This is a genomic window from Rhodospirillaceae bacterium (assembly GCA_002746255.1).
In the GTDB taxonomy this organism is placed as follows: Bacteria; Pseudomonadota; Alphaproteobacteria.
In genome coordinates this window covers 105796-130219 of sequence record NVWO01000005.1, presented here as the reverse complement: position 1 = coordinate 130219, position 24424 = coordinate 105796, and the positions used below count along the sequence as shown (strand labels likewise).

Annotated in this window: 23 protein-coding genes and 1 tRNA gene; 12 read left to right on the top strand and 12 right to left on the bottom strand. The window is 60.0% G+C overall.

The window, feature by feature from the left end; translation table 11 throughout:
• The first annotated feature begins 282 nt into the window (after window positions 1–282).
• The 3 genes from COA65_05020 (at window position 283) to COA65_05010 (ending at window position 4768) form a co-directional block, all read left to right on the top strand.
• A complete protein-coding gene (locus tag COA65_05020) occupies window positions 283–1917 on the top strand; it encodes an electron transfer flavoprotein-ubiquinone oxidoreductase (GenBank protein ID PCJ60197.1) in 1635 nt (544 codons plus the stop codon).
• Between the two features lie 140 nt (window positions 1918–2057).
• Window positions 2058–3854, top strand: coding sequence for a hypothetical protein (locus tag COA65_05015; GenBank protein PCJ60183.1), 1797 nt, complete (start codon window positions 2058–2060; stop codon window positions 3852–3854).
• Entirely contained in the window at window positions 3851–4768 is a 918-nt protein-coding gene (locus tag COA65_05010) for a 4-(cytidine 5'-diphospho)-2-C-methyl-D-erythritol kinase (GenBank protein ID PCJ60182.1), read from the top strand. Before COA65_05015 ends, COA65_05010 begins: the two co-directional genes overlap by 4 nt.
• A gap of 101 nt (window positions 4769–4869) precedes the next feature.
• On the opposite strand, the gene COA65_05005 is transcribed toward COA65_05010, so the two are convergent.
• From COA65_05005 to COA65_04995, 3 genes are all read right to left on the bottom strand, one after another.
• Window positions 4870–6093, bottom strand: a complete 1224-nt coding sequence (locus tag COA65_05005; GenBank protein PCJ60181.1) for a hypothetical protein — start codon at window positions 6091–6093, stop codon at window positions 4870–4872.
• 98 nt (window positions 6094–6191) lie between these two features.
• On the bottom strand, window positions 6192–6719 hold the full coding sequence (locus tag COA65_05000; GenBank protein PCJ60180.1) for a hypothetical protein: 528 nt from the start codon (window positions 6717–6719) through the stop codon (window positions 6192–6194).
• Window positions 6720–7011: 292 nt separating this feature from the next.
• A complete protein-coding gene (locus COA65_04995; protein ID PCJ60179.1) occupies window positions 7012–7212 on the bottom strand; it encodes a hypothetical protein in 201 nt (66 codons plus the stop codon).
• A 6-nt stretch (window positions 7213–7218) separates the two neighbouring features.
• Between COA65_04995 and COA65_04990 the strand changes: the two genes are divergently transcribed.
• Window positions 7219–7292, top strand: a tRNA-Gln gene (locus COA65_04990).
• 40 nt (window positions 7293–7332) lie between these two features.
• On the opposite strand, the gene COA65_04985 is transcribed toward COA65_04990, so the two are convergent.
• The 7 genes from COA65_04985 to COA65_04955 form a co-directional block, all read right to left on the bottom strand.
• Window positions 7333–8670: a hypothetical protein gene (locus COA65_04985; GenBank protein ID PCJ60178.1), complete on the bottom strand. Its 1338-nt coding sequence runs from the start codon at window positions 8668–8670 to the stop codon at window positions 7333–7335.
• 53 nt (window positions 8671–8723) lie between these two features.
• The gene (locus COA65_04980) at window positions 8724–9752 is read right to left on the bottom strand and encodes a 2-oxoacid:ferredoxin oxidoreductase subunit beta (GenBank protein ID PCJ60177.1); all 1029 of its coding nucleotides are present in this window, start codon (window positions 9750–9752) and stop codon (window positions 8724–8726) included.
• A gap of 1 nt (window position 9753) precedes the next feature.
• Entirely contained in the window at window positions 9754–11628 is a 1875-nt protein-coding gene (locus COA65_04975; protein PCJ60176.1) for a 2-oxoglutarate ferredoxin oxidoreductase subunit alpha, read from the bottom strand.
• Between the two features lie 118 nt (window positions 11629–11746).
• Window positions 11747–12544 carry a short-chain dehydrogenase gene (locus COA65_04970; GenBank protein PCJ60175.1) on the bottom strand — a complete coding sequence of 266 codons (798 nt, stop codon included), beginning with the start codon at window positions 12542–12544 and terminating at the stop codon, window positions 11747–11749.
• 130 nt (window positions 12545–12674) lie between these two features.
• A complete protein-coding gene (locus tag COA65_04965) occupies window positions 12675–13127 on the bottom strand; it encodes a DoxX family protein (GenBank protein ID PCJ60174.1) in 453 nt (150 codons plus the stop codon).
• 99 nt (window positions 13128–13226) lie between these two features.
• Window positions 13227–14087: an aminodeoxychorismate lyase gene (locus COA65_04960; GenBank protein PCJ60173.1), complete on the bottom strand. Its 861-nt coding sequence runs from the start codon at window positions 14085–14087 to the stop codon at window positions 13227–13229.
• Window positions 14084–15478: an aminodeoxychorismate synthase, component I gene (locus COA65_04955; GenBank protein ID PCJ60172.1), complete on the bottom strand. Its 1395-nt coding sequence runs from the start codon at window positions 15476–15478 to the stop codon at window positions 14084–14086. The genes COA65_04960 and COA65_04955 overlap by 4 nt, the downstream gene beginning before the upstream one ends.
• Before the next feature lie 149 nt (window positions 15479–15627).
• Between COA65_04955 and COA65_04950 the strand changes: the two genes are divergently transcribed.
• From COA65_04950 to COA65_04940, 3 genes are read left to right on the top strand one after another with little or no spacing between them, the layout of a single operon-like run.
• Window positions 15628–16176: a proteophosphoglycan precursor gene (locus COA65_04950; GenBank protein ID PCJ60171.1), complete on the top strand. Its 549-nt coding sequence runs from the start codon at window positions 15628–15630 to the stop codon at window positions 16174–16176.
• Window positions 16177–16181: 5 nt separating this feature from the next.
• Complete coding sequence (locus COA65_04945) at window positions 16182–16796, top strand: CoA pyrophosphatase (GenBank protein PCJ60170.1); 615 nt, start codon at window positions 16182–16184, stop codon at window positions 16794–16796.
• Window positions 16797–16814: 18 nt separating this feature from the next.
• Window positions 16815–18104, top strand: coding sequence for a tRNA nucleotidyltransferase (locus COA65_04940; GenBank protein PCJ60196.1), 1290 nt, complete (start codon window positions 16815–16817; stop codon window positions 18102–18104).
• Here COA65_04940 and COA65_04935 read toward each other — a convergent pair.
• Window positions 18101–18991 carry an oxygen-dependent coproporphyrinogen oxidase gene (locus COA65_04935; GenBank protein ID PCJ60169.1) on the bottom strand — a complete coding sequence of 297 codons (891 nt, stop codon included), beginning with the start codon at window positions 18989–18991 and terminating at the stop codon, window positions 18101–18103. The genes COA65_04940 and COA65_04935 overlap by 4 nt on opposite strands.
• A gap of 1 nt (window position 18992) precedes the next feature.
• On the bottom strand, window positions 18993–19463 hold the full coding sequence (locus tag COA65_04930) for a tRNA methyltransferase (protein PCJ60168.1): 471 nt from the start codon (window positions 19461–19463) through the stop codon (window positions 18993–18995).
• A 181-nt stretch (window positions 19464–19644) separates the two neighbouring features.
• On the opposite strand from COA65_04930, the gene petA reads away from it, so the two are divergent.
• The 5 genes from petA (at window position 19645) to mtnA (ending at window position 24399) form a co-directional block, all read left to right on the top strand.
• The gene (gene petA / locus COA65_04925) at window positions 19645–20214 is read left to right on the top strand and encodes a ubiquinol-cytochrome c reductase iron-sulfur subunit (GenBank protein ID PCJ60167.1); all 570 of its coding nucleotides are present in this window, start codon (window positions 19645–19647) and stop codon (window positions 20212–20214) included.
• A 9-nt stretch (window positions 20215–20223) separates the two neighbouring features.
• Window positions 20224–21447: a cytochrome b gene (locus COA65_04920; GenBank protein ID PCJ60166.1), complete on the top strand. Its 1224-nt coding sequence runs from the start codon at window positions 20224–20226 to the stop codon at window positions 21445–21447.
• Entirely contained in the window at window positions 21444–22217 is a 774-nt protein-coding gene (locus COA65_04915; GenBank protein ID PCJ60165.1) for a cytochrome c1, read from the top strand. The genes COA65_04920 and COA65_04915 overlap by 4 nt, the downstream gene beginning before the upstream one ends.
• Window positions 22218–22383: 166 nt before the next feature.
• A complete protein-coding gene (locus COA65_04910) occupies window positions 22384–23271 on the top strand; it encodes an S-methyl-5'-thioadenosine phosphorylase (GenBank protein ID PCJ60195.1) in 888 nt (295 codons plus the stop codon).
• Between the two features lie 15 nt (window positions 23272–23286).
• Complete coding sequence (mtnA, locus tag COA65_04905; GenBank protein PCJ60164.1) at window positions 23287–24399, top strand: S-methyl-5-thioribose-1-phosphate isomerase; 1113 nt, start codon at window positions 23287–23289, stop codon at window positions 24397–24399.
• Window positions 24400–24424 lie beyond the last annotated feature (25 nt).

The window sequence follows — 24424 nt, the reverse complement described above, 5'->3', positions numbered from 1 at the left end:
TCTCGGGCGATGCGGTCTCGGGCGGTGCGGTCTCGGGCGGTGCGGTCTCGGGCGGTGCGGTTTGGGTGTTTTCCTGGTAGCGGTTTCGCGGCTGGTTGCCGACGGCTTCGTCGGCGCCCGCCTCGATCAGCCAGCGAAGCTGCGCAACGTCACTTTCCGTGTTTTTCATGGTGGAAGCCTAGCATGTCCCCCTTAACATGCGCATCATGTTAGGCTGCTGCCCGGTTTTGTTGTGCGCTGGTGGGCGGGAAAGGATTGGAGAGCGGCATGGGACGTGAATCGATGGCCTATGACGTCGTTATCGTCGGTGCCGGTCCGGCCGGCCTTGCGGCGGCAATCCGGATCCGGCAGCTCTGTGCGGAAACGGGCAAGGATTTCAGCGTCTGTCTTCTTGAGAAAGGCTCGGAAATCGGCGCGCATATTCTGTCCGGAGCGGTGTTGGATCCGCGCGCGTTAAACGAGCTGTTTCCGGATTGGAAGACGCAGGACACGCCGATCAAAACGCCGGTGACGTCGGAAAAATTTCTTTTTCTTTCCGAGAAAGGCGGGTTTTCCTTTCCCACCTTTCTGTTGCCGCCGTCCTTGCACAATCACGGCAATTACATCATCAGCCTTGGCAGTCTTTGCCGCTGGCTTGGAAGCCAGGCGGAAGCGCTGGGGGTTGAGATTTATCCGGGCTTTGCCGCCTCTGAAATTCTTACCCATGACGATGGCAGCGTAAAGGGGGTGGCGACCGGCGACATGGGGGTTGGTGAGGATGGGGAAAAGCTTGCCACCTACCAGCAGGGCATCGAGCTGCACGCGCGAGTCACCTTCTTCGCCGAGGGCTGCCGGGGAAGTCTTGGCAAGGATTTGATGGCGCGCTTTTCTCTGGGCGCGGACGCGGAACCGCAGACCTATGGCCTTGGCATCAAAGAGCTTTGGGAGGTCGCGCCGGAAAAGCACCGTCCGGGCCATGTTGTTCATACGGCGGGCTGGCCTTTGACACAGGACACCTATGGCGGTTCCTTCCTCTACCATCTGGAAAATTGCCAGGTCGCGGTCGGCTTTGTTGTCGGGCTTGATTATGCGAACCCTTACCTAAGTCCCTACGAGGAATTTCAGCGCTTTAAATCGCATCCAAAAATTCGCCCGACCTTCGAGGGGGCCACGCGCATTTCCTATGGTGCGCGCGCCCTGAACGAAGGGGGTCTGCAATCGCTTCCGAAACTCACGTTCCCCGGCGGCGTTCTTATCGGGTGCGAAGCCGGTACCCTGAACATGCCGAAAATCAAGGGGACGCATACGGCGATGAAATCCGGCATGCTGGCGGCCGAGGCCGCCTTTGAGGCTTTGGGTGTCGGCGAGGCTGCGGGCCTGGAGCTGGTTGCCTATGGCGAGGCGTTCCGGAATTCCTGGGTGTATGACGAACTTCATCAGGCGCGCAACGTCCGGCCCTCTTTCCAGAAGGGTTTGTGGGCCGGCGCCATTTACACCGGCATCGATCAGATGCTGTTTCGGGGTCGCGCGCCCTGGACGTTTCGTCACGGGCATAAAGATCACGAGCGGCTAAAGAAGAAAACGGAAGCGCGTCCAATTGACTATCCGAAACCTGATGGCGTCGTCACCTTCGACAAGATGTCATCGGTCTTTCTTTCGAATACAAATCACGAAGAAAATCAGCCGGTCCATCTTGTGCTGAAAGATCCACGCGTGGCGATTGACGTGAACCTTAAGGATTTCGATGCGCCGGAGCAGCGTTATTGTCCGGCTGGCGTTTATGAAATCGTCCGCGATGACGAGGCTGCAAATCCGAGGCTGCAAATCAACGCTCAGAACTGCGTGCATTGCAAAGCCTGCGATATCAAAGACCCGACCCAGAACCTTCAATGGGTGGTGCCGGAAGGCGGCGGTGGGCCGAACTACCCGAATATGTAGGCAGACCTTTGCCCTCTTTGGGCTTTGCCCCGGTCTTTGGCGCGCCTGGGAACCGGCCCGGTCCGGCTTGCGGGGTGTATGAAAACCCCTTACTTTATAGGGGGGTTGGTCTTTCAGCTTTCCGGTTTTGATCGCGAGTGATGGTACATATTTCCTTCTTTTCCAGGAAGTTTTCACGCGGTTGCGGCAACGCTTCTCTTCGTTGGCGGTGTGTCGCGCTACTTCTTGTTTTGGTCTTCGTTCTGGGTGCTTGTGACGAGACTCATCAAGAGGCCGGCCTGCGTCGGGCAGGGGCGTCCGGCGCGCCGGATGCCAGCTTCTCTGGAAGTTATCTCGCGGGTCAGCACGCCGCTGTCATTCGCGATTTTGGCGCGGCGGCCGACTTCATGGCGGCGGCCCTGGCATATGAACCAGGCAACCAGAGCCTTCTTCGGCGCACATTTTACCTGATGGCGGGCGAAGGCCGGTTCGGCGAAGCCGATGCAATCGCCGGGCGTGTTCTTGAAAACACCCCGGACGACCCGATTGCCGGCCTCTATTTGATGGCGCGCGCGTTTCAGGCGGGACAATACGCAGACGCCCTTGTCTACCTGGAGAGGATGCCGCAGCGTGGCCTGAACGCATATCTGCACCCGCTTTTTTCAGCCTGGACGCATTTTGCCATGGGCGATGCGGAAAAAGCCATTGTGGCAATGGATCGTCAGGCGCAGGTGGAAGGCTTCGAGCCTATCTACAACTACCACCTTGCGCTGCTTTATGACCTTGAAGGCCGGGCCGATTCGGCAGAGAGAAATTACGTGTCGGCCTTGGGCGATCACCCGCTTTCCTTGCGCACAATCGAAACGCTTGGGAATTTTTACGAGCGTCAGGACCGCAAGGAAGAAGCGCAAACCCTTTATGACAGGTACATTTCCGACGACAGCATTTCACTCGTCTTGAGCTTAGGCCAGGAACGGCTTGATCGTGGCGACGTTCCAGGGCGCGTCGTGAAATCGCCGGGCGATGGGCTGGCGGAAGTTTTTTACAACCTTTCCCTTCTGCTGCATCGGCAAAGCGTATTTTATCAACAAACGGGGTATGGCTTTGCGTTGGTCTTTGCGCGCCTGGCGATGGATTTGCGTGAGGATTTTGACGATGCTCGTGTGCTGGCGGCAGAAATTTACGAGACCCAGGAACGCCACCGTGCGGCCATCGCCATGTATGAACGCGTGTCCCCAAAGACCGCGTGGGGATGGTTTGGGCGGATAAGGATCGCCAGGAATTACGATCTTCTGGAGGCGGAAGACCAGGCGGTCCGCCTGCTGCGGAAGATGGCGAAGGAGCGTCCGGATCGCATTGATGTCCTGGTCGAACTGGGCACGCTTCTACGTGTGCATGAACGCTACCGGGAAGCGATCAAAGTTTACAGCGAAGCCATCCGACGCACGAAGAAAATCAAGGCGCGGCACTGGACGCTTTTCTACGCGCGCGGCATTGCGCTGGAGCAGGCGGGCACGTGGAAAGAGGCGGAGGCGGATTTGCTGCGTGCGCTGGAACTGCAGCCGGACCAGCCTTATGTCCTCAACTATCTGGGGTATTCCTGGCTGGAGAAAGGCCAGAAGCTGGCTCAGGCGCAGCGCTTGATCGAACGCGCCGTCGCCCTTCGTCCGAAGGACGGCTTCATCGTCGATAGCCTTGGCTGGGCTCTCTATCACATTGGAAAATATGACGAGGCACTGCCGCATCTCGAACTGGCAGTGCAGCTTCGTCCCCATGATCCGGTTATCAACGACCATCTTGGCGATGCCTATTGGCAGGTCGGGCGGCGTTACGAGGCCAAGTTTCAGTGGCGGCGCACCCTTGCGTTTGACGCCGACGCCAAGCTTGGCGCCAATATCGAATCGAAGCTGAAGCGTGGTCTGCCCATTGCCGTCAAAAAAGCGACTGAAAAACAGTGACGGGAAACGAGGCATCGCGCGGAAGGACGCTTTCGGCGCCAGCAAAGCTTAACTTTTATCTTCACGTCCTTGGCAGGCGAAGCGATGGCTATCATTTCCTCGATAGTCTTGTTGTCTTCGCAGATCTCGCTGACGAGCTTTCCTTTCATCCGGATGACGGGTTGCACCTGTCTATCCAGGGGCCTTTTGCCGCCGCCCTGACCCGATCGGATCGGGACAAGGCGGGCCTTGAGGACAATCTCATCTTGCGGGCGGCGCGCCATTTGGCGGCTTTCGCCGGGGTGCAGTGTGGGGCCGCGATCACCTTGACAAAAAACCTGCCCGTGGCCGCCGGTATCGGTGGTGGGTCGGCGGACGCGGCGGCGGCGCTTCTGGGGCTTGCCCGTCTTTGGGATCTTGACCTCGAAAGCGGGGATTTGGCCCGCCTGGGGCTTAAGCTTGGCGCGGATGTGCCGGTTTGCCTCAAAGGCCAGGCCACGTTTGTCGAGGGCATTGGCGAAAAACTGACTCCGGTCACCGGGCTTGGCAAGGCCGGTCTTTTGCTCGTCAATCCGGGCACGCCGCTTTCGACGGCGGCGGTCTTTCAGGCCCATGGCGATAGCACTTCCTATCCTGCCCCCATTGAGGCCGTGCCGAACGACATTGATGCGCTGGCCCGGTTTTTAAAAGCACGCCGGAACGACCTGACCGTAGCGGCTGTGGGTCTTGCGCCGGTGATCGGCGAAGTGCTCGACGTGATGGCGGGGGACAAGGCGTGCCTGTTTGCACGCATGTCGGGCAGCGGGCCGACCTGTTTTGGGCTGTATCGCGAGGTTGCCGCCTGTCACGCTGCCGTTGCCGCCATTCGGCGCGACCATCCCACCTGGTGGGTTGCGGCCAGTGAAATGCGTTCCGACGCAAACGCGCCCGGTTAAGGGCAGGCGTTATTCGCCCGACGCCACAGGCGTTATTTTCCCGACGCCACAGGCGTTATTTTCCCGACGCCACAGGCGTTATTTTCCCGACGCCACAGGCGTTATTCGGTTGCGACGCCCGTCGTTTTCAAAATGCTATGGAGTTCTTCGAGCAGGGCCCTGGAAGGCCTGCCATCGACGGGAAGGCCTGCGAAAGCCTGGTAAAGCTGGATGGCAGCTTCTGTTTCGTCCGTGATACGCCCGTCGACGGTGCCCGGTTCAAAGCCGAGGGTTGCAAGCAGCGTTTCGAGTCTCTTGAGCGCTTCGGCATCGAGCGCGGCCTCGGGCGGTGCGGCCTCGGGCGCGGTTGGGGTGGCCTTTCCAAGAAGGACGATTTGCGCATCCCTGGCTGTGTGGAGGGCGGTGGCCTTTTCTGTCGCGGCCACTTCTTCTGCCGCTTTGCTCCAAAGCCGGGCCGCCTTCGTATCCTTGGCCAGTCCCTTGCCCTGTTCGTAGAGATCGGCAAGACGGCGCATGGCGTCGACATGGCCCCGTTCGGCGGCCTCGCCGAACAGGGTGGCTGCTTTTTTAAAATCCAGTCCGATGCCGATGCCGTCGGCATAGGCGACAGCCGTCTTGAACGTCGCCTGCAGATGGGTTTGCTCGGCGGCGCTTTGGAACCAGAAGACGGCTTCAAACAGATTCTGCGAAACCCCACGTCCGGCTTCGTAAAAAAGCCCCAGACGGTATTGGGCTTCGACATGGCCCTGAAGGGCGGCTTTCTCGAACCAGTCGGCAGCGGCCAGGTCATCCTTTGGCACCCATTCCCCGGCGGCGTAACGCATGGCGAGGTCGAACTGGGCTTCGCGGTCGCCGGTTTTTGCGGCGGCGCGGATGTGTTTGAGGGAGGCCGACGAAATATCCCCCGGTTTTTTCGCAGCCCCTTCGGCGCCGGTCATCTGTGATGACGGTGCGTTGTTCTCGCCAATCCAGAACAGTCCGAACGCGGCGGTGAGAAAGATCAGGAAGACGAGGGACCCCGCCGCCAGCCATCGTAGCTGGCGGCGCAAAGGCCGTGATGGCGGCATGGTGTAGCCTGTGCTATCCGCTTGCGCAGGCGCTTCCTTCCGGCGGGCCTTCTTGTTGCGCCGTTCTGGCATTGGAGATTTCGTGTCGGACGGTGCTGCGGATGGTTGGGCGGCGGTGGGTTCGTCTTCGGTACAGCGGCGAATGACGTCCCCGACCCATTGGCCCACCGCCATGCCCGCCGCCGAAGCGGCCGCTTCGGCGGCCCGTCTCGCTTTTGGGTTGATGCCTTTCGGGTGCCAGGCCTCTTTTGTTGTCATGGTGCCAGTCCGGAGGTTCTTCGTGTTTCAGCAAGGTTTTTGAAAAAGAAATCTAGCACGGCGTTTTCAGCATCCGGCTTGCGCTCATGGGAGGTCGCTTAAGGCAGGTTGAACATGCGGGCCAGACGGCTGCGGCGGGGTTGGTGGCCTGTCTGATCCGGCGTCTCTTCCTCGATCTGATCAACTCGTTCCGCCAGGCGTTGCAACGCACGTTCCATCGGTCCGCCGGCAATGCCGGTTTTCTCGCTGACTTCCTGAACGCGCTCGGAAAGCTCTTCGACCTTCTCGAAGATTGGCGCAATGCTTTCCTGGGTTGCCTGTTCGATGTGCTCGACCCGCTGGATCAGTTGCTGGATGCTTTTCAGAATGGCTTGTTCCGTCAGCGCTGGGGGCGGTGGCGGCGAAAGATCGGGGCCGCCGCCATGCTCCCATTCGCTAGGCGTCTCGGCGGTAGGGCCTTGCGCCTGAGTGGTATTACCCCGCTTCAATTCATGGGTGGCGACGGCAAGGATCGTCCGGGTCAGCCAGCCGCCAAGCGTCATGCCGACTTTGCGAGCGGCCATCTTTGCTGCTTCGCGGGCTTCCGGATCGATGCCTTTGATGCTCCAGGGCGATTGGGGCGCCATGCAACCATGCCTCGCTCAGGCAGGACAAATTCCCTGCCGGTATGCTTAACGGCTTAGCAAAACATGTAATAATTAGGCAGGAGCGCTACTTAAGTCAAGAAAAGTAGTGCCGGTATGGCTAATCGGTATTGGTGCTGGCTGGCGGTTTCTGGCCTTCCTGCTGGCTTTCGGCAGCCTCCAGAATGCGCCGGCTCAGCCATTCGCCCAGGGTTGTTTTTTCCTTGCGGGCGGCGGCCTTCGCCGCCTCGCGCATCGGCTTTGAGATATGTTCGAGTTTCCAGCCAGTCATATGTCACCCATTGGAATTTCTGCTGCAATCATCCCGCCAATCCGAGACTAGCATTTTTCGGGCGGTGATTTTCACCTTTGCAGATTTTTGCTTTTTTTCGAAGGGCAAGGCCCGGCCCCCGATCGGGGTGTGGACAAAGCGGCCTGCCTGCCCTTGCGGGGACAGGCTTTTTGCGTCTAGTTTCTGGCCACGGAAAGTGAGCATTGAAATTGGGGCGTGGCCAAGTGGTAAGGCGCCGGGTTTTGATCCCGGGATCGCAGGTTCGAACCCTGCCGCCCCAACCAAAAAAATAGCGGCCCGGTGCCCGCATCTGCGGGTCCCCGGTTAGGCCTTTTTCCTCGCCGGCCGGTCATCGAGGACGGCGAGCATTTCCTCGACGCTGGCGAATTTCTTACGCGGCGCGGGTGGCGTGGCGGCCATTTCTTCGGCGGCCTCGATCTTCTGCCATTCCGGGTAGGAGACGGCGCGTATGCCCTTTTCCGAAAGCAGCGCCTCGAAGGCCGCCCGTCCGGGCTTGGTGCCTGTGCAATCGGCGAAGATCTGCTCGGCGGCAAGCTTGCCGTCCGGCCGGTTCGTGGCGATGGTGCCGGTCGGGCCGCGCTTGATCCATCCGACGGCGTAAAGGCCTTCGGCAACACGTCCGGCCTTGTTCGGTACGATGCCCCGCTTGTCGTCAAAGGGGGCGCCCTCGATTGGTTCCGAGCGATAGCCGATGGCCGAAATGACGCCGCCGCACGGAATTTCGAAGAATTCGCCGGTGCCAATGGCCCGGCCATCGGTGACGCGGGTGCGTTCCAGACGAAGCCCTTCGACCCGGTCGTTCCCTAAGATTGCGACGGGGGCGGCCTGGAAGACGAAATGGACCCGTTTCGGCTTTTCCTTCGGATCGCGCCCGACAAAGCTTTTCAGGGTTTCCAGATTCTTCGTCCTTACACGAAGGTTGCGGTCCTCGTAATTGCCGGTCACGCTGTCTGGTAATTGGGCCGGGTCCACGATCGGCACGCAATTTTCAAGTTCGCCCATTTCGCGCAGTTCAACATTCGTAAATTTTGCGTCCACTGCGCCGCGCCGGCCAAACAGATAGACGTCGGTGATTGGGGTCTTGGCGATGCTTGCGGCAGCATAGTCCTGCAAATCGGACGTCGCCATTTCTTCCGGCGTTTTTATGAGCACGCGGGCAATGTCGATGGCCACATTGCCGACGCCGATGACGGCGACGGCCTTCGTGTCCAGATTGGGATTGAGGTTGCGAAAATCAGGGTGCCCGTTGTACCAGCCGACGAAGGCCGCCGCGCCATAGACGCCCGGCTTGTCCGCGCCCGGCATTCGGGCCGGGTTGTCCAGGGGGGCGCCGATGGCAAGCACGACCGCATCGTAAATCCGGCGCAGCGCGTCGAGGGTGACGTCCCGACCGATCTTGACGTTGCCGTAATAGCGGATGTCGGGTTTTAGGGCCGTCTTGGCGTAGGCCTTCTGGATCTTCTTCGTCGTCTGATGATCGGGGGCGACGCCGGCGCGGATGAGGCCGTAGGGGGCCGGCAAATATTCGATAAGGTCAATTTCGACGTTTGCGTTCTCGACGTTTGCGGTCCCCGCTGTCAGCGCTTCAGCCGTGTAGAAACCAGCGGGGCCGGCTCCGATGATTGCAACCTTTATCGTCATGCCGGGATTAGCTTGGCGCGGCGAGAGAAGCCCGTCAAGCGGGGGAAGCGGCGCTAGTCGGAAACGCGCCAGGTGTGGCCGGAGCGGAGCAGCGCGTCGAGGCCTCCGGCAGGCGTTTTCGCCTTTGCCGCTTCGATCTGCTGATTGACCCGGGGGGCATAGGGTTCGGACGGGTTGCAGTAAAGGACGCCGATTGCCATGGGAAAATCCGGTGGCTGCATCGACGCCAGAAGATTGGCGAGATTGCGGTTCGTTTCGTCGTGAACCAGGATGTCGTCTTCCGTGACGCCGTTTTCGCCGATTGTGACGATTTCGATATCGAGGCTGGCGGGCTTCAGGCGAAGGCCCCGGTTGCCGTCCTTGCCAAAGCGAAGAGGCTTTCCGTGTGCAACGTGAATCTGATGGTCTTCGGCAACGGTCTTCTCGGTAAATTCGTTGAAGACACCGTCATTATAGACGATGCAGTTCTGGAAAAGTTCGATGAAGGAAGCGCCGGCATGCGCATGGGCGCGCAGGAACAGGTCCGGCAGAAGTTTCTGCTGGGTATCGATGCCGCGGGCGACAAAGCGGGCACCGGCACCAAGGGCGAAGGCCGCCGGTGAAACGGGGTCGTCGACGGACCCCATCGGTGTGGAGGGTGACCGCGTTCCACGCCGGGATGTCGGCGAAGCCTGCCCCTTTGTCAGCCCATAAATCTCATTGTTGAAAAGCAAAATCTGGACATTGACGTTGCGCCGGAGGATGTGCAGCAGATGGTTGCCGCCGATTGACAGGCCATCGCCGTCCCCAGTGATAACCCAGACACTTAAATCCGGATTGGCAAGTTTGACGCCCGTTGCAAAGGCGGGCGCGCGGCCATGGATTGTGTGAAAGCCATAGGTGTTCATGTAATAGGGAAAACGCGACGAACAGCCAATGCCGGAAATAAAGACGATGTCCTCGCGGGGCACGCCCAGGTCCGGCATGGTTTTCTGAATGGCTTTCAGGATGGCGTAATCGCCGCAACCCGGGCACCAGCGCACCTCCTGATCGGACGTGAAGTCCTTTGGGGTCAGCTTTTCAATCGGTGTCGTCACGTTCATCCTAAGTCTCCAGGCGGCTGCGAATGGCCGCTTCGATTTCGGCAATTTTGAACGGCTGTCCCGAAATTTTGTTGAGGCCCTCGACCGGCAGCAAATATTCGCTGCGTAACAGCGTGCGAAGCTGGCCGGTGTTCATTTCTGCCACGAGCACGCAGTCGAAGCCTTCAAGCAGCTCTTTCAGATTGGCGGGCAGCGGCCAGATGTGGCGCAGATGGATGTGGGAAACTTCCAGCCCTTCCTCCAGCAAATTCGAAACTGCCCGGTCAATCGGTCCATAGGTCGATCCCCAGCCGACAACCGCGAGGCGGCCTTTCGTGGGGCCCAGTTCAACCGTCTGGGCGGGAATGTCCCTGGCGATCCCCTGGATTTTGGCATTGCGCGTGTCCGTCATCTTTTGGTGGTTTGCCGGATCGTAAGAAATATGCCCGCTTGCGCTGTCCTTCTCGATGCCGCCGATGCGGTGCTCCAGTCCCGGCGTTCCCGGCACGGCCCAGGCGCGCGCAAGGGTCGCTTCGTCCCGCAGAAAGGGCTGAAAGCCTTCCGGGTCCGTTCGAAAGGTGACGGGCATTGGCTGAAAGCTGCTGGCGTCGGGAATGCGCCAGGGTTCGGAGGCGTTGGCAATGTACCCATCTGTCAGCAGGATGACCGGCGTCATGTATTTCGTCGCAATGCGCACGGCCTCAATCGCAGCATTGAAACAATCCGATGGCGAGCGGCTGGCAATCACTGCCAGCGGGCTGTCGCCGTTGCGTCCCCAGACCGCCTGGAAAAGATCGGATTGCTCGGTTTTTGTCGGCAGGCCGGTCGATGGTCCGGCGCGTTGGGAATTGACAATGACCAGCGGCAATTCGACGCTGATGGCAAGCCCGATGGCCTCCATCTTCAGGGCCATGCCCGGGCCCGAGCTGGACGTGACGCCGAGAGAGCCGGCATAAGAGGCGCCGATGGCCGCGCAGACGGCCGCAATTTCGTCTTCCGCCTGGAAGGTTACGACGCCATAGGCCTTCAGCTTTGCCAGGTTGTGCAGGATGCCGGAGGCCGGCGTAATCGGATAGGACGCGAACATCATTTTAAGGTCGGCCAGTTCGCTGCCGGCTACCAGTCCCCAGGCAAGGGCCTCGCTGCCGGTGATGGTTCGATAAAGGCCCGGCTGGATGCTTGCTTTCTGGATTGTAAAGCCGCCGATTTCCGCCGGCATTTCCGCCGTTTCGCCAAAGATGTGGCCGGCGTCCATGGCGGCGATGTTGGCCTGGGCGAGTTCGGGCCGCGCTGCGAATTTTTTCTTGAGCCAGGTGACGGTTGCCGACCGGTCACGTCCGTACATCCAATAGACCAGGCCAAGGGTCCACAAATTTTTGCAACGAAGGGCATCCTTTTTGGAAAGCCCAAACGCTTTGACGGATTCAAGGGTCAGTTTCGAGATGTCGATTTTGATCGGCCGGTAGGGGGTCAGCGTCTCGTCTTCAAGGGGATTGTTTTCGCACCCGGCTTTTTGCAAATTGCGCGCAGTAAAGCTACCGGCGTCAAGGATGACCATGCCGCCTTTCTTGAGATCTTTTAAGTTCACTTTCAGTGCCGCCGGGTTCATGGCAACCAGCACATCGGGCGCGTCGCCGGCGGTTTTGATGCGGCGTCCACCGAAATTGATCTGAAACGCGGAAACGCCATAGGTTGTGCCGACGGGGGCGCGAATCTCCGCCGGAAAATCCGGGAAGGTCGCCAGATCGTTCTCGGCAAGTGCCGCCGTCATCGTGAATTGACCGCCGGTCAGCTGCATGCCGTCGCCGGAATCGCCGGCAAAACGAACGACCGCCGTTTCCAGTTCCTGGCGTGGCGCCCGCTCGCGCGTCGCCTTGGCCGAAGCCGTCCCTGACATTCTATTCTTTCCCCTCGTCGCCTGTGCGGCGTGTGCGCGCCTGCCGATTCCAGCAATATATTTATGCGGTTTTCATAGGGATAGCTAGGTTTGCCTGCGCGTCCGTTGGCCTGGTTTTCTAGCCAATCATGCTGTAGCCGCCGCTTGCACTCAAAACCTGGCCGGTGGTATGGCCGGCGACTTTCCTGGATGCAAAGTAAAGGACGGCACCGACGATGTCTTCGGGCCGGCCGATTTTCTTCAGGGGCATCATCTTGGCGATTTTCGCGAGCGACTCGTCTGAGAAGCCGAGGTCGCCCGTCTTCCACATGCTTGTCTTGCTGAAGTCGTCCGGATTTTCCGACACGGTGACGCCGGGGCAGACGACGTTGCAGCGAATGCCGAAACGGCCATTTTCCTTGGCGATGGTCTTCATGAAGCTGTTGGTGGCGGCCTTCATGCCACCATAGACGGCTTCCGTGGGTTCGCCCTGACGGCTGGCGTCCGAGCTAATTGCAATGATCGCGCCGTCGTTCTGGTCGATCATCGTGTCGAGAACATGCTTCGTGCAATTGAGAAGCCCGACGAAATTGATGTTGATGATTCGCTCCCAAAGGTCCGGCGTCGTCTTCGTGAAAAACATCAGCCGGTCCCAGCCAACGTTGCTGACCAGCACGTCGATGCGTCCGTATTTTTCACGCGCCGCGTTGGCCATTCTGCCGACGGCCTCAAAATCTGTGACATCCGTCTCAATGACCTGCACGTCGCCGGCACCGAGCTTGCGAGCTTCCTCGGCAACTTTTTCTGCCTGTTTTGGCTCAATGTCGGCAATCGTTATTTTTGCGCCTTCTTTCGCAAACCCAAGCGTGATGGCGCGACCGATGTTCGAGCCGCCACCGGTGATAATGACGGATTTGCCTTTGAGACCGAGATCCATGTTTTTCTCTCCATATATTTTAACGTGTTGTAACGCGAGCGGGTTTCAAACAAGACACCCCCTGGCCTTGGCCAGAGGTCGGATGGGCTTGAATGATCTTGTCCCCGGAATTTTCCGGAAGAACGGTTGCCTAAAATTCCTTCCCGATGATGGCCCGGTCAATTGAAAATGCGCCGCCGCCACGGAAAAAAACCGCCAATGCGAAAAAGGCCCACATCATGGCGTGTTCGTAGCCGCCATTGTAGATGAAGAAGCCGTTTGCAAAATGGACGTGCAGGACGGCAACCGCCAGCAATACGACAATGGCGGCGGCAGCCGGACGGGTGAACAGGCCAAGCACCAGCAGCAGGCCGCCGAAAAACTCGACGGCACCGGCGGCGATAACCATTGTCGCGGCGGGTTCAAGGCCGATTTTTCCGAAGAATTCGGCGGTTTTTTCTGGGTCGCCTCCGAACCATCCAAAGAGCTTCGTCGCCCCATGGGGCATAAGGAAAAGCCCGGTGGTTATGCGAACAAGCGGATAGGCAAGACAGGAAAGTCTCTCATAGATCCCGCCCAGCGCCGGAATGAAGAGCTTGGTCATTGTTCATATCCTTCCAGATGGTTGCAGGCGGATTCAGCCTGCGGTGGCCCAGCATGCATCTGGCGCGGCCTTTTCGGCAAGCCTGCCATAGCAAAGCCCTTAAAAACTGCGACTTTTCAGGGCGCGCGCGGCGATGCGGCGGGAAAATTCTAGGCTTACCGGGCCGATGGCGAAGGTTTTGCCGTCCAGATCGCGGACCGGCCACAAATGAATCAGGCTGTTGGTGAGAAAACATTCGTCGGCGCCAAGGGCTTCGGCCAAGCGGATGGGCCGGACCGTGACGGGGCGTTCTGCGTGGGCCGCTTCTTCCAGAACAATTTCGCGAACCACACCGGCGACGCCCGCTTGCGTTAAATCCGGCGTGATCAGATTTCCTTCGCGCAGGAAGAAGATGTTTGTCTTGGTGCCTTCGATCACATTGCCCGCTGTATCCAGCATCAGGCCTTCGATGTCCGGGGCGTCCCATTCGGCGGTGGCCAGGACCTGTTCCAGCCGGTTCAGATGCTTGATGCCGGCCAGGGCCGGATTTTGTCCCAGGCGGGTCTGACAGACGCGAAGGGACACGCCCTGGGCAGCAAAATCGGGCGAAACTATTGCGGGTGCCGGCACGGCCGGGGATGGGTCAAAGCGTAAAAGCCGGGTTGGCGGCATCGCCGTCGCTGGTCGGTAGCCTTCGCCGCCGGGCCCTCGCGTCAGCCAGATGCGAAGCACGCCGTCCACGGATTGCGCAAGAAGCTGCCGGGCTTCCGCTGCCAGCAGGTTCTCTTCCGGCCAGGCCAGATTCAGGCGTTCGGTGCCCCGGCGCAGCCGCCGCAGGTGGTGGCTCCAGAATTCCGGTGCGCCGGCGCGCACGCAAATGGTTTCGAAAATGCCATCGCCATAACGAAAGCCCCGATCGTCCACCGGCAACGTCGCCGCTGCCTGCCCGTTCACCAGAATGCCCGCGACCGGCGGCGTCATTGGGTCAATGCGCGGACCATGCCACGGGCCTTGTCGCGGGTTTCTTCAAGCTCACGCTCGGGCACTGAATCGGCGACGATCCCGGCACCGGCGCGAATGGAAACCCGGTTTCCTTCGCAGAGGATGGAACGGATCAGAATGTTCAAATCCATGTCGCCATCGCGGTTGAGATAGCCGATGGCACCGGTATAGGGGCCGCGCCCGGTTCCTTCCAGTTCGGCGATGATTTCCATGCAGCGCACTTTCGGGCATCCGGTGATGGTGCCGCCGGGAAAGACGGCGCGAATGATGTCGCCGGGCGTCGTTTCGGGGGCCACACGTCCGCAGACGTTTGAGACGATGTGATGCACATGGGCGTAAGTCTCGATCGACATGAATTCATCGACAGCCAGGCTGCCCGGAAGGGTTACCCGGCCCAAATCGTTTCGCTCCAGATCGATCAGCATGATGTGTTCGGCGCGCTCTTTCGGATTGGCGAGCAGATTTTGCGTCTGGCCGCGATCGCTGGCGTCGTCTTTGCCGCGTGGCCGTGTGCCGGCAATCGGGCGCGTTTGTAGCAACGATCCGCGCCGTTCGACCAGGCGTTCCGGCGAAGAACTTAAGATGCTGCGTTCCCCAAAACTGACCAGGCCGGCGAAAGGTGCCGGGTTTTGTTCGCGCAGGCGGGCATAAATTTCGTTGTTGCTTGTGCCGTCTAAAAGTCGGCCCTGCCAGAGGCGCGAGAGATTGGCCTGAAAGATGTCGCCGGCGGCAATGTAGTCTTTGATGCGTTGGACGTGGTCCAGATAGCGCCCGGCCCGTTCCTCGAACAGGGGGGCGGCAAGCAGCGGGTGCCGGTTGGTAGAGGCCGGATGGTGTGTGGGTGCGTTTGCGCGCCCTTCCAGGACATCAGCTTCAAGGGCGTCAAGCAGGGCCGCCTGCCCGGATTCCGCCATAAGGTGGGTTTCGTTGCGTTCCGTATCGTAGAGAATGGCGGCGGGAATGCGGGTCGCGCACGCGACCGGAAAATCGTCTTCCGGCGCGGGCAGGCGAAGGGTGGGTTCGATCTCGCTGGCCAGTTCATAGCCAAGGTAGAGAAACCATCCGCCCGTGAAGGGCAGCAGCGGCGTTGCGTCCCGGGGGGTTCGTTCCGCCTGCCAGGCCCGGTCCAGTGCGTGAAGAAATCCACCCGCCAGGCTGCCGGACTGCGCCAGGGTCAGGCTTGCGCCGGGAAAGGCGAAAAGAATGTCATAGCGCGCACGCGGCCCCCCCTGCACAGCGCTTTCCAGAAGAAAGGGATAGCGCGCGGGTTTGCGTGCGTGCAGGCCCAGCAGGTCGTGCCTTCCCGGCAAGGTCCGTTGCACGATGCAGGGCGGTGAGGGTCGCCTTTCGAAAAGGCGGTTCGCATCCATTTGCCGCGATTTCCGCTCGTCTTTGTTGATGAAAGGCTTACGTTATAGGAATGTAACATAGCGTAAGTACAGTGCCGTTACCCAAGGTCTGAGGCCTGTGGGCAACGGCCTGCGAATGGCGGGCATTTTTGGTGTGTGAAAGGACGAGAATGACCGGTCGGCACAAAGAAAAATCCATCGACGCGGCCCTGCCCATCCCAGCCAAAGGGGAAGACGGCGATTGCGGCGATTTTGGCATTCGCATCGCGCGCGATGGCACCTGGTATTACGAAGGCTCGCCCATTGCGCGGCTGGCCATAGCCCGGCTTTTTGCAACCGTGCTGAAGCGGGACGCCCAAGGGGTCTATTGGCTTGAAACCCCGGTCGAGAAGGGGCGGATAGAGGTTGAAGACGTGCCCTTTCTGGCGGTGGAACTGGCCATCTCTGGCCATGACCGCCATCAGGGGCTTCGTTTTCGCACAAACATGGACGAATGGGTCGAGGCGGGGCCGGACCATCCGCTCCGGGTTGTCGAAGACCCAAAGACGGGCCAGCCAACGCCTTATCTTCTGGTGCGCGACGGGCTGGAAGCGCGGATCACACGTTCCGTTTATTACGAGCTTGTCGAGCTTGGCGTCGAAGAGGGCGCAGGGCTGGATGCGGCCCTTGGTGTGTGGAGTGGGGATGCCTTTTTCCCCCTCGGCACTTTTGCGGAATAGGCTGGATGCTGGATCGTATTGTCGCGCGGATGTCTGCTTACGAACCCGGCAACGGCAAGGACGCCTTGCGTGGCGATCATCAATTGTCGCCGCATCTCAAACCGTCGCCCCCCTGGATCCCGGCGGCCGTGCTTGTGCCGCTGATCGACCATGCCGACGGCCTGACGGTTTTGTTGACCAGGCGCACGGATCATCTGACGGATCATCCGGGGCAGATCAGTTTTCCGGGCGGTCGTTTTGAAAGCATTGACGTGGACGCGGAAGCCGCCGCCCTTCGCGAGACGGAGGAAGAGCTTGGCATTCCACCCGCGCGCGTTGAATTGCTTGGCCGTCTCGACACCTATATTACGCGCACGGGTTTCGACGTCACCCCGGTTGTGGGGGTAATTACGCCGCCTTTTCCGTTGCGCCCGGACCGCTTTGAAGTTGCCGACGTTTTCGAGGTGCCGCTGGCCTTTCTTCTCGACCCTGCGAATTACACGCGCCAAGAGCGCTTAGGCGATGGCCGGACCGCCTATTATTATGCGGTTCCCTATGGGGATCGATACATCTGGGGGGCGACGGCGGGGATGCTGAAAAATCTCTGCGAGGCGCTGGGCGAGCAAGGTGGGGTGGGCTGAGTGAAACCGTCGGGCAGCATGGCTATGCAACCCTGGATGACGGCGCCGGCAACCCAAGAGGTGCTGGCGGCGTTGACGGCGAAAGGGGCCGTTGTGCGCTTCGTCGGGGGATGCGTGCGCGATGCGTTGTTACAGCGCGACATTCGTGACATTGACCTGGCAACCAACGAACCGCCGGAAGGTGTGCTCGCGCTTTTGAAGCAGGCCGGCATTCAGACGGTTTCGACGGGCATCGCGCACGGGACCGTGACGGCGATTGTTCATCACCAGCCTTTCGAAATCACGACCCTTCGCCAGGACATCGAACCCGACGGGCGGCACGCAAAGGTCGCCTATATCGACGATTGGCAGGCGGACGCGGCGCGGCGCGACTTCACAATGAACGCCGTCTTCTGCGATCCGGACGGCACGCTTTACGATCCCTTCGATGGTGTTGCGGATCTGTTCGCGGGCCGCGTGTGCTTCGTTGGCGATCCGAAGACGCGCATCGAAGAAGACGTGCTGCGGCTGCTTCGTTTTTTCCGGTTCTACGCGGAATATGGCAGCTCGCCGCCCGATGAAGATGCAATCACCGCGTGTCGGGAGCTGGCACAGCTTTTGCCCAGACTTTCGGGCGAGCGCGTGCGCGCCGAATTGTTGCGGCTGCTTGGCTCTTCTGCCTGTGCGGAAACGGTCCGGCTGATGCATGGTGAGGGCGTGCTTGTCCATATCCTGCCGGAAGCCACGGATGCCGCCTTCGATGCCCTGGCCGCTCTCGTTGCCCTTGAGGCGTCCGACGCGATCTCCGTTGCGACGGCCCCCGTTGCGACGGCCCCCGTTGCGGTGGACGCTGCCGCCGCGCAGCCCATCCGGCGTCTGGCCATCCTTCTGCCGGGTGGCAGCGAGATGGTGGGCGAAATTGCCGCCCGGCTAAAACTTTCCAATGCCGAGAAACGTCGTTTGATGATGCTGGTGACGTCGCCCATTGGTGTCGGGGGATTCGAGGATGCTAGGGGTGTGCGCCGTGCCCTTTACGGGTTTGGCCCCGGACGTGTGACAGATTCGGTCCTTCTCTATTGGGCGCGTCTGGGTTCGGCCCCCTCTGAGGCGGCGATTGCTCCCTGCCGCATTGCTCTTTTGGAAGCCGCCGCCTGGCAGGAAAAGAAATTCCCGATCGGGGGAAAGGACCTGCTGGCCCTTGGCTTTGCCGCCGGGCCGGAAATTGGCGACGTGCTGGAACGGGTCGAGGGCTGGTGGCTCGAAGGCGATTTCACTGCTTCGCGTGCGGAATGTCTGGAAAAGGCGGTGGCGTTTCTCGAAGGGGCCTAAGGCCAGGTGACGGCTGGCGGCATCGACATCAAAATCGCTTCGGTGTTGCCGCCGGTCATCAGCCCGAAACGGGTGCCACGGTCGTGAAGCAGATTAAACTCGACATAGCGTCCGCGCCGCATCAGCTGATAGGCGCGCTCTTCCTCGGTCCAGCCGTCGTCCATGCGACGGCGCACGATTTCCGGATAAATTTTGAGAAAGGCGCGGCCGACATCCTGGGTGAAAGCAAAATCCTCCTCCCAGTCGCCGGTGTTTAAATTATCAAAGAAGATGCCGCCGATGCCACGTGCTTCACCGCGATGGGGTAGGTAAAAATAACGGTCGCAGGCTTCCTTGAAGCGCGGATAATAATCCGGGTCATGGCGGTCGCAGGCAGCCTTGTAGGCGGCGTGAAAATCTTTTGCGTCGGCGTTTTCCGGGTAGATGGGCGTTAGATCGCCGCCGCCGCCGAACCAACCCTTCGTCGTGACGATGTGACGCGTGTTCATATGAACCGCCGGCACATGGGGGGATCGCATATGGGCGACGAGCGAAATGCCGCTGGCCCAGAAGGCGGGGTTTTCCTCAGCACCCGGCATTTCCTTGCGAAAGTCTTTCGAAAATTCGCCGAAAACGGCAGAAACGTTGACGCCGACCTTTTCAAAGACACGTCCGCGCATGACGGCCATCACGCCGCCGCCGCCTTCCTGTCGCTGCCAGGCGGTGCGTTCAAAACGGCCCGGCGCCATTTCGACCCCCGGTCCGGCGAGGGCGTCTTCGATGGCTTCGAAGCTTTTGCAGATCTGGTCGCGCAATTCCTCGAACCAGGCGGTGGCCCGCTTTTTTTGCGCCTCGGTTTTTTGAGCGTCGGTTTTTTGAGCGTCGGTTTTTTGAGCGTCGGTCGTCATTTTATGTGCTTTCTGGAAAGCCGGCTGTCTGGCGAAGGGCCTCGCCGATGGCCATTGCGGCGGCAAAGCCGATGTTTAGCGATCGCAGGCCCTCTCGCATCGGAATTTTCAGCCTTGCATCCATTTTTGCGTGAACGGTTTCCGGCACACCGGCACTTTCACGCCCAAGAAGAAGCGTGTCGCTGCTGGCGAATGTAAAATTTGTATAAAGGATCTTCGCTTTCGTGGAAAGTAGCACCAGGCGGCCTCTCTCGCCTTTTTCGGCGTGGGATTGCAGGAAGGCGTCCCATGAGAGATGGCGGGCGAGGGTGGCCTTGTCCGTATAATCCATCGCGACGCGGCGAAGTTTGCGGTCATCAAAAGCAAAGCCGCAGGGCTCGATCACATCAAGGGGCACGCCCAGGCAGGCGCAAAGGCGCAGCATGGCACCGACGTTCTGGGGAATATCCGGTTCGAAAAGGGCAAGGCGCATGGGCGGGTGAGGGGCTTTTCAAGGCGTTGAAACTCTAGTATACCCGTGGGCCACTGGCTCGGGAATGGGGACTTTTTTCCATTCGTGACGGCCAAGGCAGGTTAACTTACTGGCAAACTTCTTTCGTCAGACTGCGGGAAATTCTCCCAAGACTGGCGGTGAAGGGGTAAGACGCGGAAGCATGGCGACGAAGACAGAGTCAGAAAAGACGGCTACGGGTGAAGATGCGGGCGAAGAGAACGGCAACCGCCGGGATTTTCTGATCCTTGCGACCGGTGCTGTCGGTGCAACCGGCGCGGCCTTGGCCGCCTGGCCGCTTGTCGACAGCATGAACCCGTCCGCCGATGTGCTGGCGCTTTCCTCGACGGAAGTGGACATCGCGCCCATTGCCGATGGACAGGCGATCACCATTCAATGGCGGGGCAAGCCGGTCTTTATTCGCCATCGCACCGCGGCCGAGATTGAAGCCGCAGAGGCTACGGACCTCAGCGCCCTGCCTGATCCAGAGGCAGATGGCGACCGGGTGCAAAAACCGGAATGGCTGGTGCTTGTCGGTGTCTGCACGCATCTGGGCTGTATCCCGCTTGGTCAGAAAACCGGGGAGCCGCGCGGCGATTGGAATGGCTGGTTCTGTCCCTGCCATGGGTCGCATTACGATATTTCCGGGCGAATTCGTAAAGGACCGGCACCGAAGAATCTCAGCGTGCCGCCTTATGTTTTCCTTGACGACACGACGTTACGGATCGGTTAGGGGATAGGCATGCTTTCACCGGAAAAAGGCATTGGCAAATGGATCGAGGACCGTCTTCCGGTCTTCGCAATGGCGCGCCATTCGCTGGTTGACTATCCGGCGCCGCGTAATCTGAATTACTGGTGGAATTTTGGGTCGCTCGCCGGGATCACGCTGGTCATCATGATTGTTACCGGCATCGTGCTGGCGATGCAGTATACGCCCCATGTGGACATGGCCTTTGATAGCGTCGAGCGCATCATGCGCGACGTGAATTATGGCTGGCTGCTTCGTTATCTTCACATGAACGGCGGGACGATGTTCTTCATCGTCGTCTATATCCATATCTTCCGTGGCCTTTATTACGGTTCCTATAAGTCGCCGCGTGAAATTTTGTGGTGGCTCGGCCTTGTCATTCTGCTGTTGATGATGGCCACCGCGTTTATGGGCTACGTGCTTCCCTGGGGACAGATGAGCTTCTGGGGCACGACGGTCATCACCAATCTGTTCTCGGCCGTGCCGGTTGTTGGCGACGCGGTCGTGACCTGGCTGTGGGGCGGATTTGCCGTCGGCAATGCGACGCTAAACCGCTTTTTTGCGCTTCACTATCTGATGCCATTTGTGATCGTCGGCGTCGTGCTCATGCACATCTGGGCGCTGCACACGGTGAAGTCGAACAACCCGCTTGGCATTGATATGAAGGGGCCGCAGGACAGCATCCCGTTTCATCCCTATTACACGGTGAAGGATTATTTCGGCCTCGGCGTGTTTTTCATCGTCTATATGGGGATCGTCTTTTTCGCCCCCAATTTCTTTGGCGAACCGGACAATTACATTCGCGCCAACCCGATGGCGACGCCGGCGCATATCGTGCCGGAATGGTATTTCCTGCCTTTCTACGCAATTTTGCGCGCCGTCCCGGACAAGCTTGGCGGTGTGATCGCGATGTTTGCTGCAATCCTGGTTCTCTTCGTCCTGCCGTGGCTGGACAGCTCGAAAGTGCGAAGCGCGCGCTTCCGTCCCCTCTACAAGCAGTTCTTCTGGCTGTTTTTGGTGGATTGCTTCGTGTTGGGCTGGATCGGCGCGAAACCGCCGGAAGGCGCGTTTGTTATTATTGGTCAGGTGGCGACGGTTTATTATTTCGCCCATTTCCTTGTCTTGCTGCCGCTGCTTGGCAGGTTTGAAAAAACCCGGCCTCTGCCGGAAAGCATATCGGCGGCGGTGCTTTCATCGAAGAAGGGGAAATCGGCATGAACGCACACCGGTTCCTTCTGATCGCCGCTGTGGCCGGCGGTCTTCTTTTTGGAAATCCCGGTTCGGCCCTGGCTTCCGGTGACGTCGATCTTGAACATCAGGAATGGACCTTTGACGGCATTTTCGGAAAGTTCGACCGCGCCGCGCTTCGCCGTGGGCATCAGGTCTATCAAGAAGTCTGCGCGTCTTGCCACGCCCTTTCTCTGGTGGCGTACCGCAATCTGATGGACATCGGTTTCTCGGAAGAAGAAGCGAAAGAAGTTGCCGCCGAATATGAGGTCGAGGCCGCCCCGGATAGTGAGGGCGAAGTGGGCATGCGCCCGGCGCGGCTTGCTGATCGCTTCGTCGCGCCCTTTGCGAACGAACAGGCGGCGCGTTTTTCGAACAATGGGGCCTACCCGCCGGACCTTTCCCTGATGGTCAAGGCGCGCAAGGGTGGCGCGGATTATCTTTATGGCGTGCTCACCGGCTATGAAGAAGAAGCGCCGGAAGGCGTGACGATGACGGAAGGCATGTCCTACAACCACGTCTTCCCGGGACGCCAGATCGCTATGCCGATGCCCCTGTACGAGGATTCCGTCGAATATGAAGACGGCACCCCGGCCAGTGTCGCGCAAATGGCGAAAGACGTTACCGTCTTCCTCGCCTGGACGGCCGAGCCGGAGCTTGAAGAACGCAAAAGCCTTGGCATCAAGGTGCTGCTCTTCCTCCTTGTGCTGACGGCGATGCTCTATGCCGTGAAGCGCCGGATCTGGTCCAAGCTCCACTAGGCCCTTTTTTTCCAAACCACAATTTTTAAAACTTGGCACAGCGTTGAACGCACCGCGTCGGAACGCGTGACGTTGAACGCACCGTGTCTGCACGGTCGCGCGCTTTTTCTGTCCGCGCGCGTAGGCTAGGATGGGCCCGGACAGCGATTTGACGGAAGGAATTTTCATGGGCAAGGCAGGCGCGGCCAGGGCAGGTGCGCTCGGCATCATCGGCGGCAGCGGTCTTTACGAGATCGAAGGGCTGCAAAACACGCGCTGGGAGCGGGTGTCGTCCCCCTTTGGCGAACCGTCGGATGAATTCTTCTTCGGTGAGCTGGACGGTCGCAGCCTTGTTTTTCTGCCACGGCACGGGCGCGGCCACCGGATTGCGCCCGGGGACATCAATTACCGCGCCAACATCGACGCCATGAAGCGCGCCGGCGTGACGGAAATTCTTTCCCTGAGTGCGGTGGGGTCCCTGCGCGAAGAACTGGCACCGGGAAGTTTTGTCATCGTCGATCAGTTTATCGACCGTACGACGCGCGAAAAAAGTTTTTTCGGCACCGGCCTGGTTGCCCATGTGGCGATGGCCCGACCGGTTTGCGCGCGCCTTGGCCGCGCCGTTGCGGCGACCTGTCGCAGCAACGGCATTCCCCATGTCGAAGGGGGCACCTATCTGGTGATGGAGGGGCCGCATTTCTCCACCCTTGCGGAATCGAAATTTTACCGCGCCGCCGGTCTGGATGTGATCGGCATGACGAACATGCCGGAAGCGGCGTTGGCGCGCGAGGCGGAGATTTGTTACGCGTCCGTTGCTATGGTCACGGATTACGATTGCTGGCACCCGGATCATGACGATGTCACGGTCGAGGCGATCCTGAAAATCCTGTTTGCCAATGGCGACAAGGCGCGTGAACTGGTTTGCCAGATCGTGCCGCTTGTCGATGGCAATGGCGCGTGCCCGGAAGGTTGCAATCGGGCGCTGGACAATGCCATCGTGACGGCGGAAGACGTCCGCGACCCGGATTTGATGAAAAAGCTGGATGCCGTCGCCGGGCGTGTGTTGAAGCCTTAGGGACCTGGCCGGACCATGAAAGTTCAGGGAACGCCCACGCGGACCATCTGGTTAAACGACGACGGCTGGTCGGTCGGCATCATCGACCAGACAAAACTTCCCCATCGCTTTGAAACGCTCACCCTTGGAACCCTTGCCGATGTGGCGGCAGCCATTGGCGACATGCTTGTGCGCGGCGCACCCCTGATCGGGGCGGCGGCGGCCTATGGCGTGGCCCTCGCCATGCATGCGGACACATCCGACGCGGCGTTGAAAAAGGCCTGCCGGGTTTTGATGGCGACCCGGCCAACGGCGATCAATCTGCGTTGGGCGCTGGACGACATGGCGGGCCATCTTGGCCGCGTGCCTGCGCGCAAACGAATGGCCGTGGCGTACGCGCGCGCCGCCACCATTGCCGATGACGACGTTGCCCAGAACGCGGCGATTGCCAGGCACGGCCTGGCCCTGTTCGAGGCGGCGAAACGGCGCGGCGGACCGGGCGCGCCGTTGAATGTGCTCACCCATTGCAATGCCGGCTGGCTGGCGACGGTCGATTGGGGCACGGCCCTGGGGCCGGTTTACATGGCCCATGATCTGGGCTTTCCCATCCATGTCTGGGTCGATGAAACGCGCCCGCGCAATCAGGGGGCCAGCCTGACCGCCTGGGAACTGGGCCAGCACGGGGTGCCCCATACGGTGATTGTGGACAATGCCGGGGGCCATCTGATGCAGGCGGGCGAGGTGGATTTGTGCATTGTCGGCTCTGACCGCACGACCGCAAATGGCGATGTCTGCAACAAAATCGGCACGTACTTAAAGGCGCTGGCCGCTTTTGACAACGACGTGCCGTTTTATGTGGCCGTTCCCGGTACGTCGATCGATTGGGCTTTGCGCGAAGGCGTCGGCCACATTCCCATTGAAGAACGCGACGGCGGCGAAGTGGCCAGCGTCACCGGCCTGGATGAAGACGGGCGGATGACAACTGTTCGCCTGACGCCGGCGTCCAGCCCGCTTCGCAACATCGCTTTTGATGTGACCCCGGCGCGGCTGGTGACGGGGTTGATTACCGAACGCGGCATTGCCGAGGCGTCTATGGAAAGCCTTGCTGAACTTTACCCGGAACATGATCCGAAGGGAGCAACCGGATGACGGTCGGGGAAACGCCTAATCTTCG

Coding starts and splice junctions, on each gene's coding strand:
- COA65_05020 (PCJ60197.1), top strand. CDS start 283: ATGGCCTATGACGTCGTTATCGTCGGTGCCGGTCCGGCCGGCCTTGCG.
- COA65_05015 (PCJ60183.1), top strand. CDS start 2,058: ATGGTACATATTTCCTTCTTTTCCAGGAAGTTTTCACGCGGTTGCGGC.
- COA65_05005 (PCJ60181.1), bottom strand. CDS start 6,093: ATGACAACAAAAGAGGCCTGGCACCCGAAAGGCATCAACCCAAAAGCG.
- COA65_05000 (PCJ60180.1), bottom strand. CDS start 6,719: ATGGCGCCCCAATCGCCCTGGAGCATCAAAGGCATCGATCCGGAAGCC.
- COA65_04995 (PCJ60179.1), bottom strand. CDS start 7,212: ATGCTCACTTTCCGTGGCCAGAAACTAGACGCAAAAAGCCTGTCCCCG.
- COA65_04985 (PCJ60178.1), bottom strand. CDS start 8,670: ATGACGATAAAGGTTGCAATCATCGGAGCCGGCCCCGCTGGTTTCTAC.
- COA65_04980 (PCJ60177.1), bottom strand. CDS start 9,752: ATGAACGTGACGACACCGATTGAAAAGCTGACCCCAAAGGACTTCACG.
- COA65_04975 (PCJ60176.1), bottom strand. CDS start 11,628: ATGTCAGGGACGGCTTCGGCCAAGGCGACGCGCGAGCGGGCGCCACGC.
- COA65_04970 (PCJ60175.1), bottom strand. CDS start 12,544: ATGGATCTCGGTCTCAAAGGCAAATCCGTCATTATCACCGGTGGCGGC.
- COA65_04965 (PCJ60174.1), bottom strand. CDS start 13,127: ATGACCAAGCTCTTCATTCCGGCGCTGGGCGGGATCTATGAGAGACTT.
- COA65_04960 (PCJ60173.1), bottom strand. CDS start 14,087: ATGACGCCGCCGGTCGCGGGCATTCTGGTGAACGGGCAGGCAGCGGCG.
- COA65_04955 (PCJ60172.1), bottom strand. CDS start 15,478: ATGGATGCGAACCGCCTTTTCGAAAGGCGACCCTCACCGCCCTGCATC.
- COA65_04950 (PCJ60171.1), top strand. CDS start 15,628: ATGACCGGTCGGCACAAAGAAAAATCCATCGACGCGGCCCTGCCCATC.
- COA65_04945 (PCJ60170.1), top strand. CDS start 16,182: ATGCTGGATCGTATTGTCGCGCGGATGTCTGCTTACGAACCCGGCAAC.
- COA65_04940 (PCJ60196.1), top strand. CDS start 16,815: ATGGCTATGCAACCCTGGATGACGGCGCCGGCAACCCAAGAGGTGCTG.
- COA65_04935 (PCJ60169.1), bottom strand. CDS start 18,991: ATGACGACCGACGCTCAAAAAACCGACGCTCAAAAAACCGACGCTCAA.
- COA65_04930 (PCJ60168.1), bottom strand. CDS start 19,463: ATGCGCCTTGCCCTTTTCGAACCGGATATTCCCCAGAACGTCGGTGCC.
- petA (PCJ60167.1), top strand. CDS start 19,645: ATGGCGACGAAGACAGAGTCAGAAAAGACGGCTACGGGTGAAGATGCG.
- COA65_04920 (PCJ60166.1), top strand. CDS start 20,224: ATGCTTTCACCGGAAAAAGGCATTGGCAAATGGATCGAGGACCGTCTT.
- COA65_04915 (PCJ60165.1), top strand. CDS start 21,444: ATGAACGCACACCGGTTCCTTCTGATCGCCGCTGTGGCCGGCGGTCTT.
- COA65_04910 (PCJ60195.1), top strand. CDS start 22,384: ATGGGCAAGGCAGGCGCGGCCAGGGCAGGTGCGCTCGGCATCATCGGC.
- mtnA (PCJ60164.1), top strand. CDS start 23,287: ATGAAAGTTCAGGGAACGCCCACGCGGACCATCTGGTTAAACGACGAC.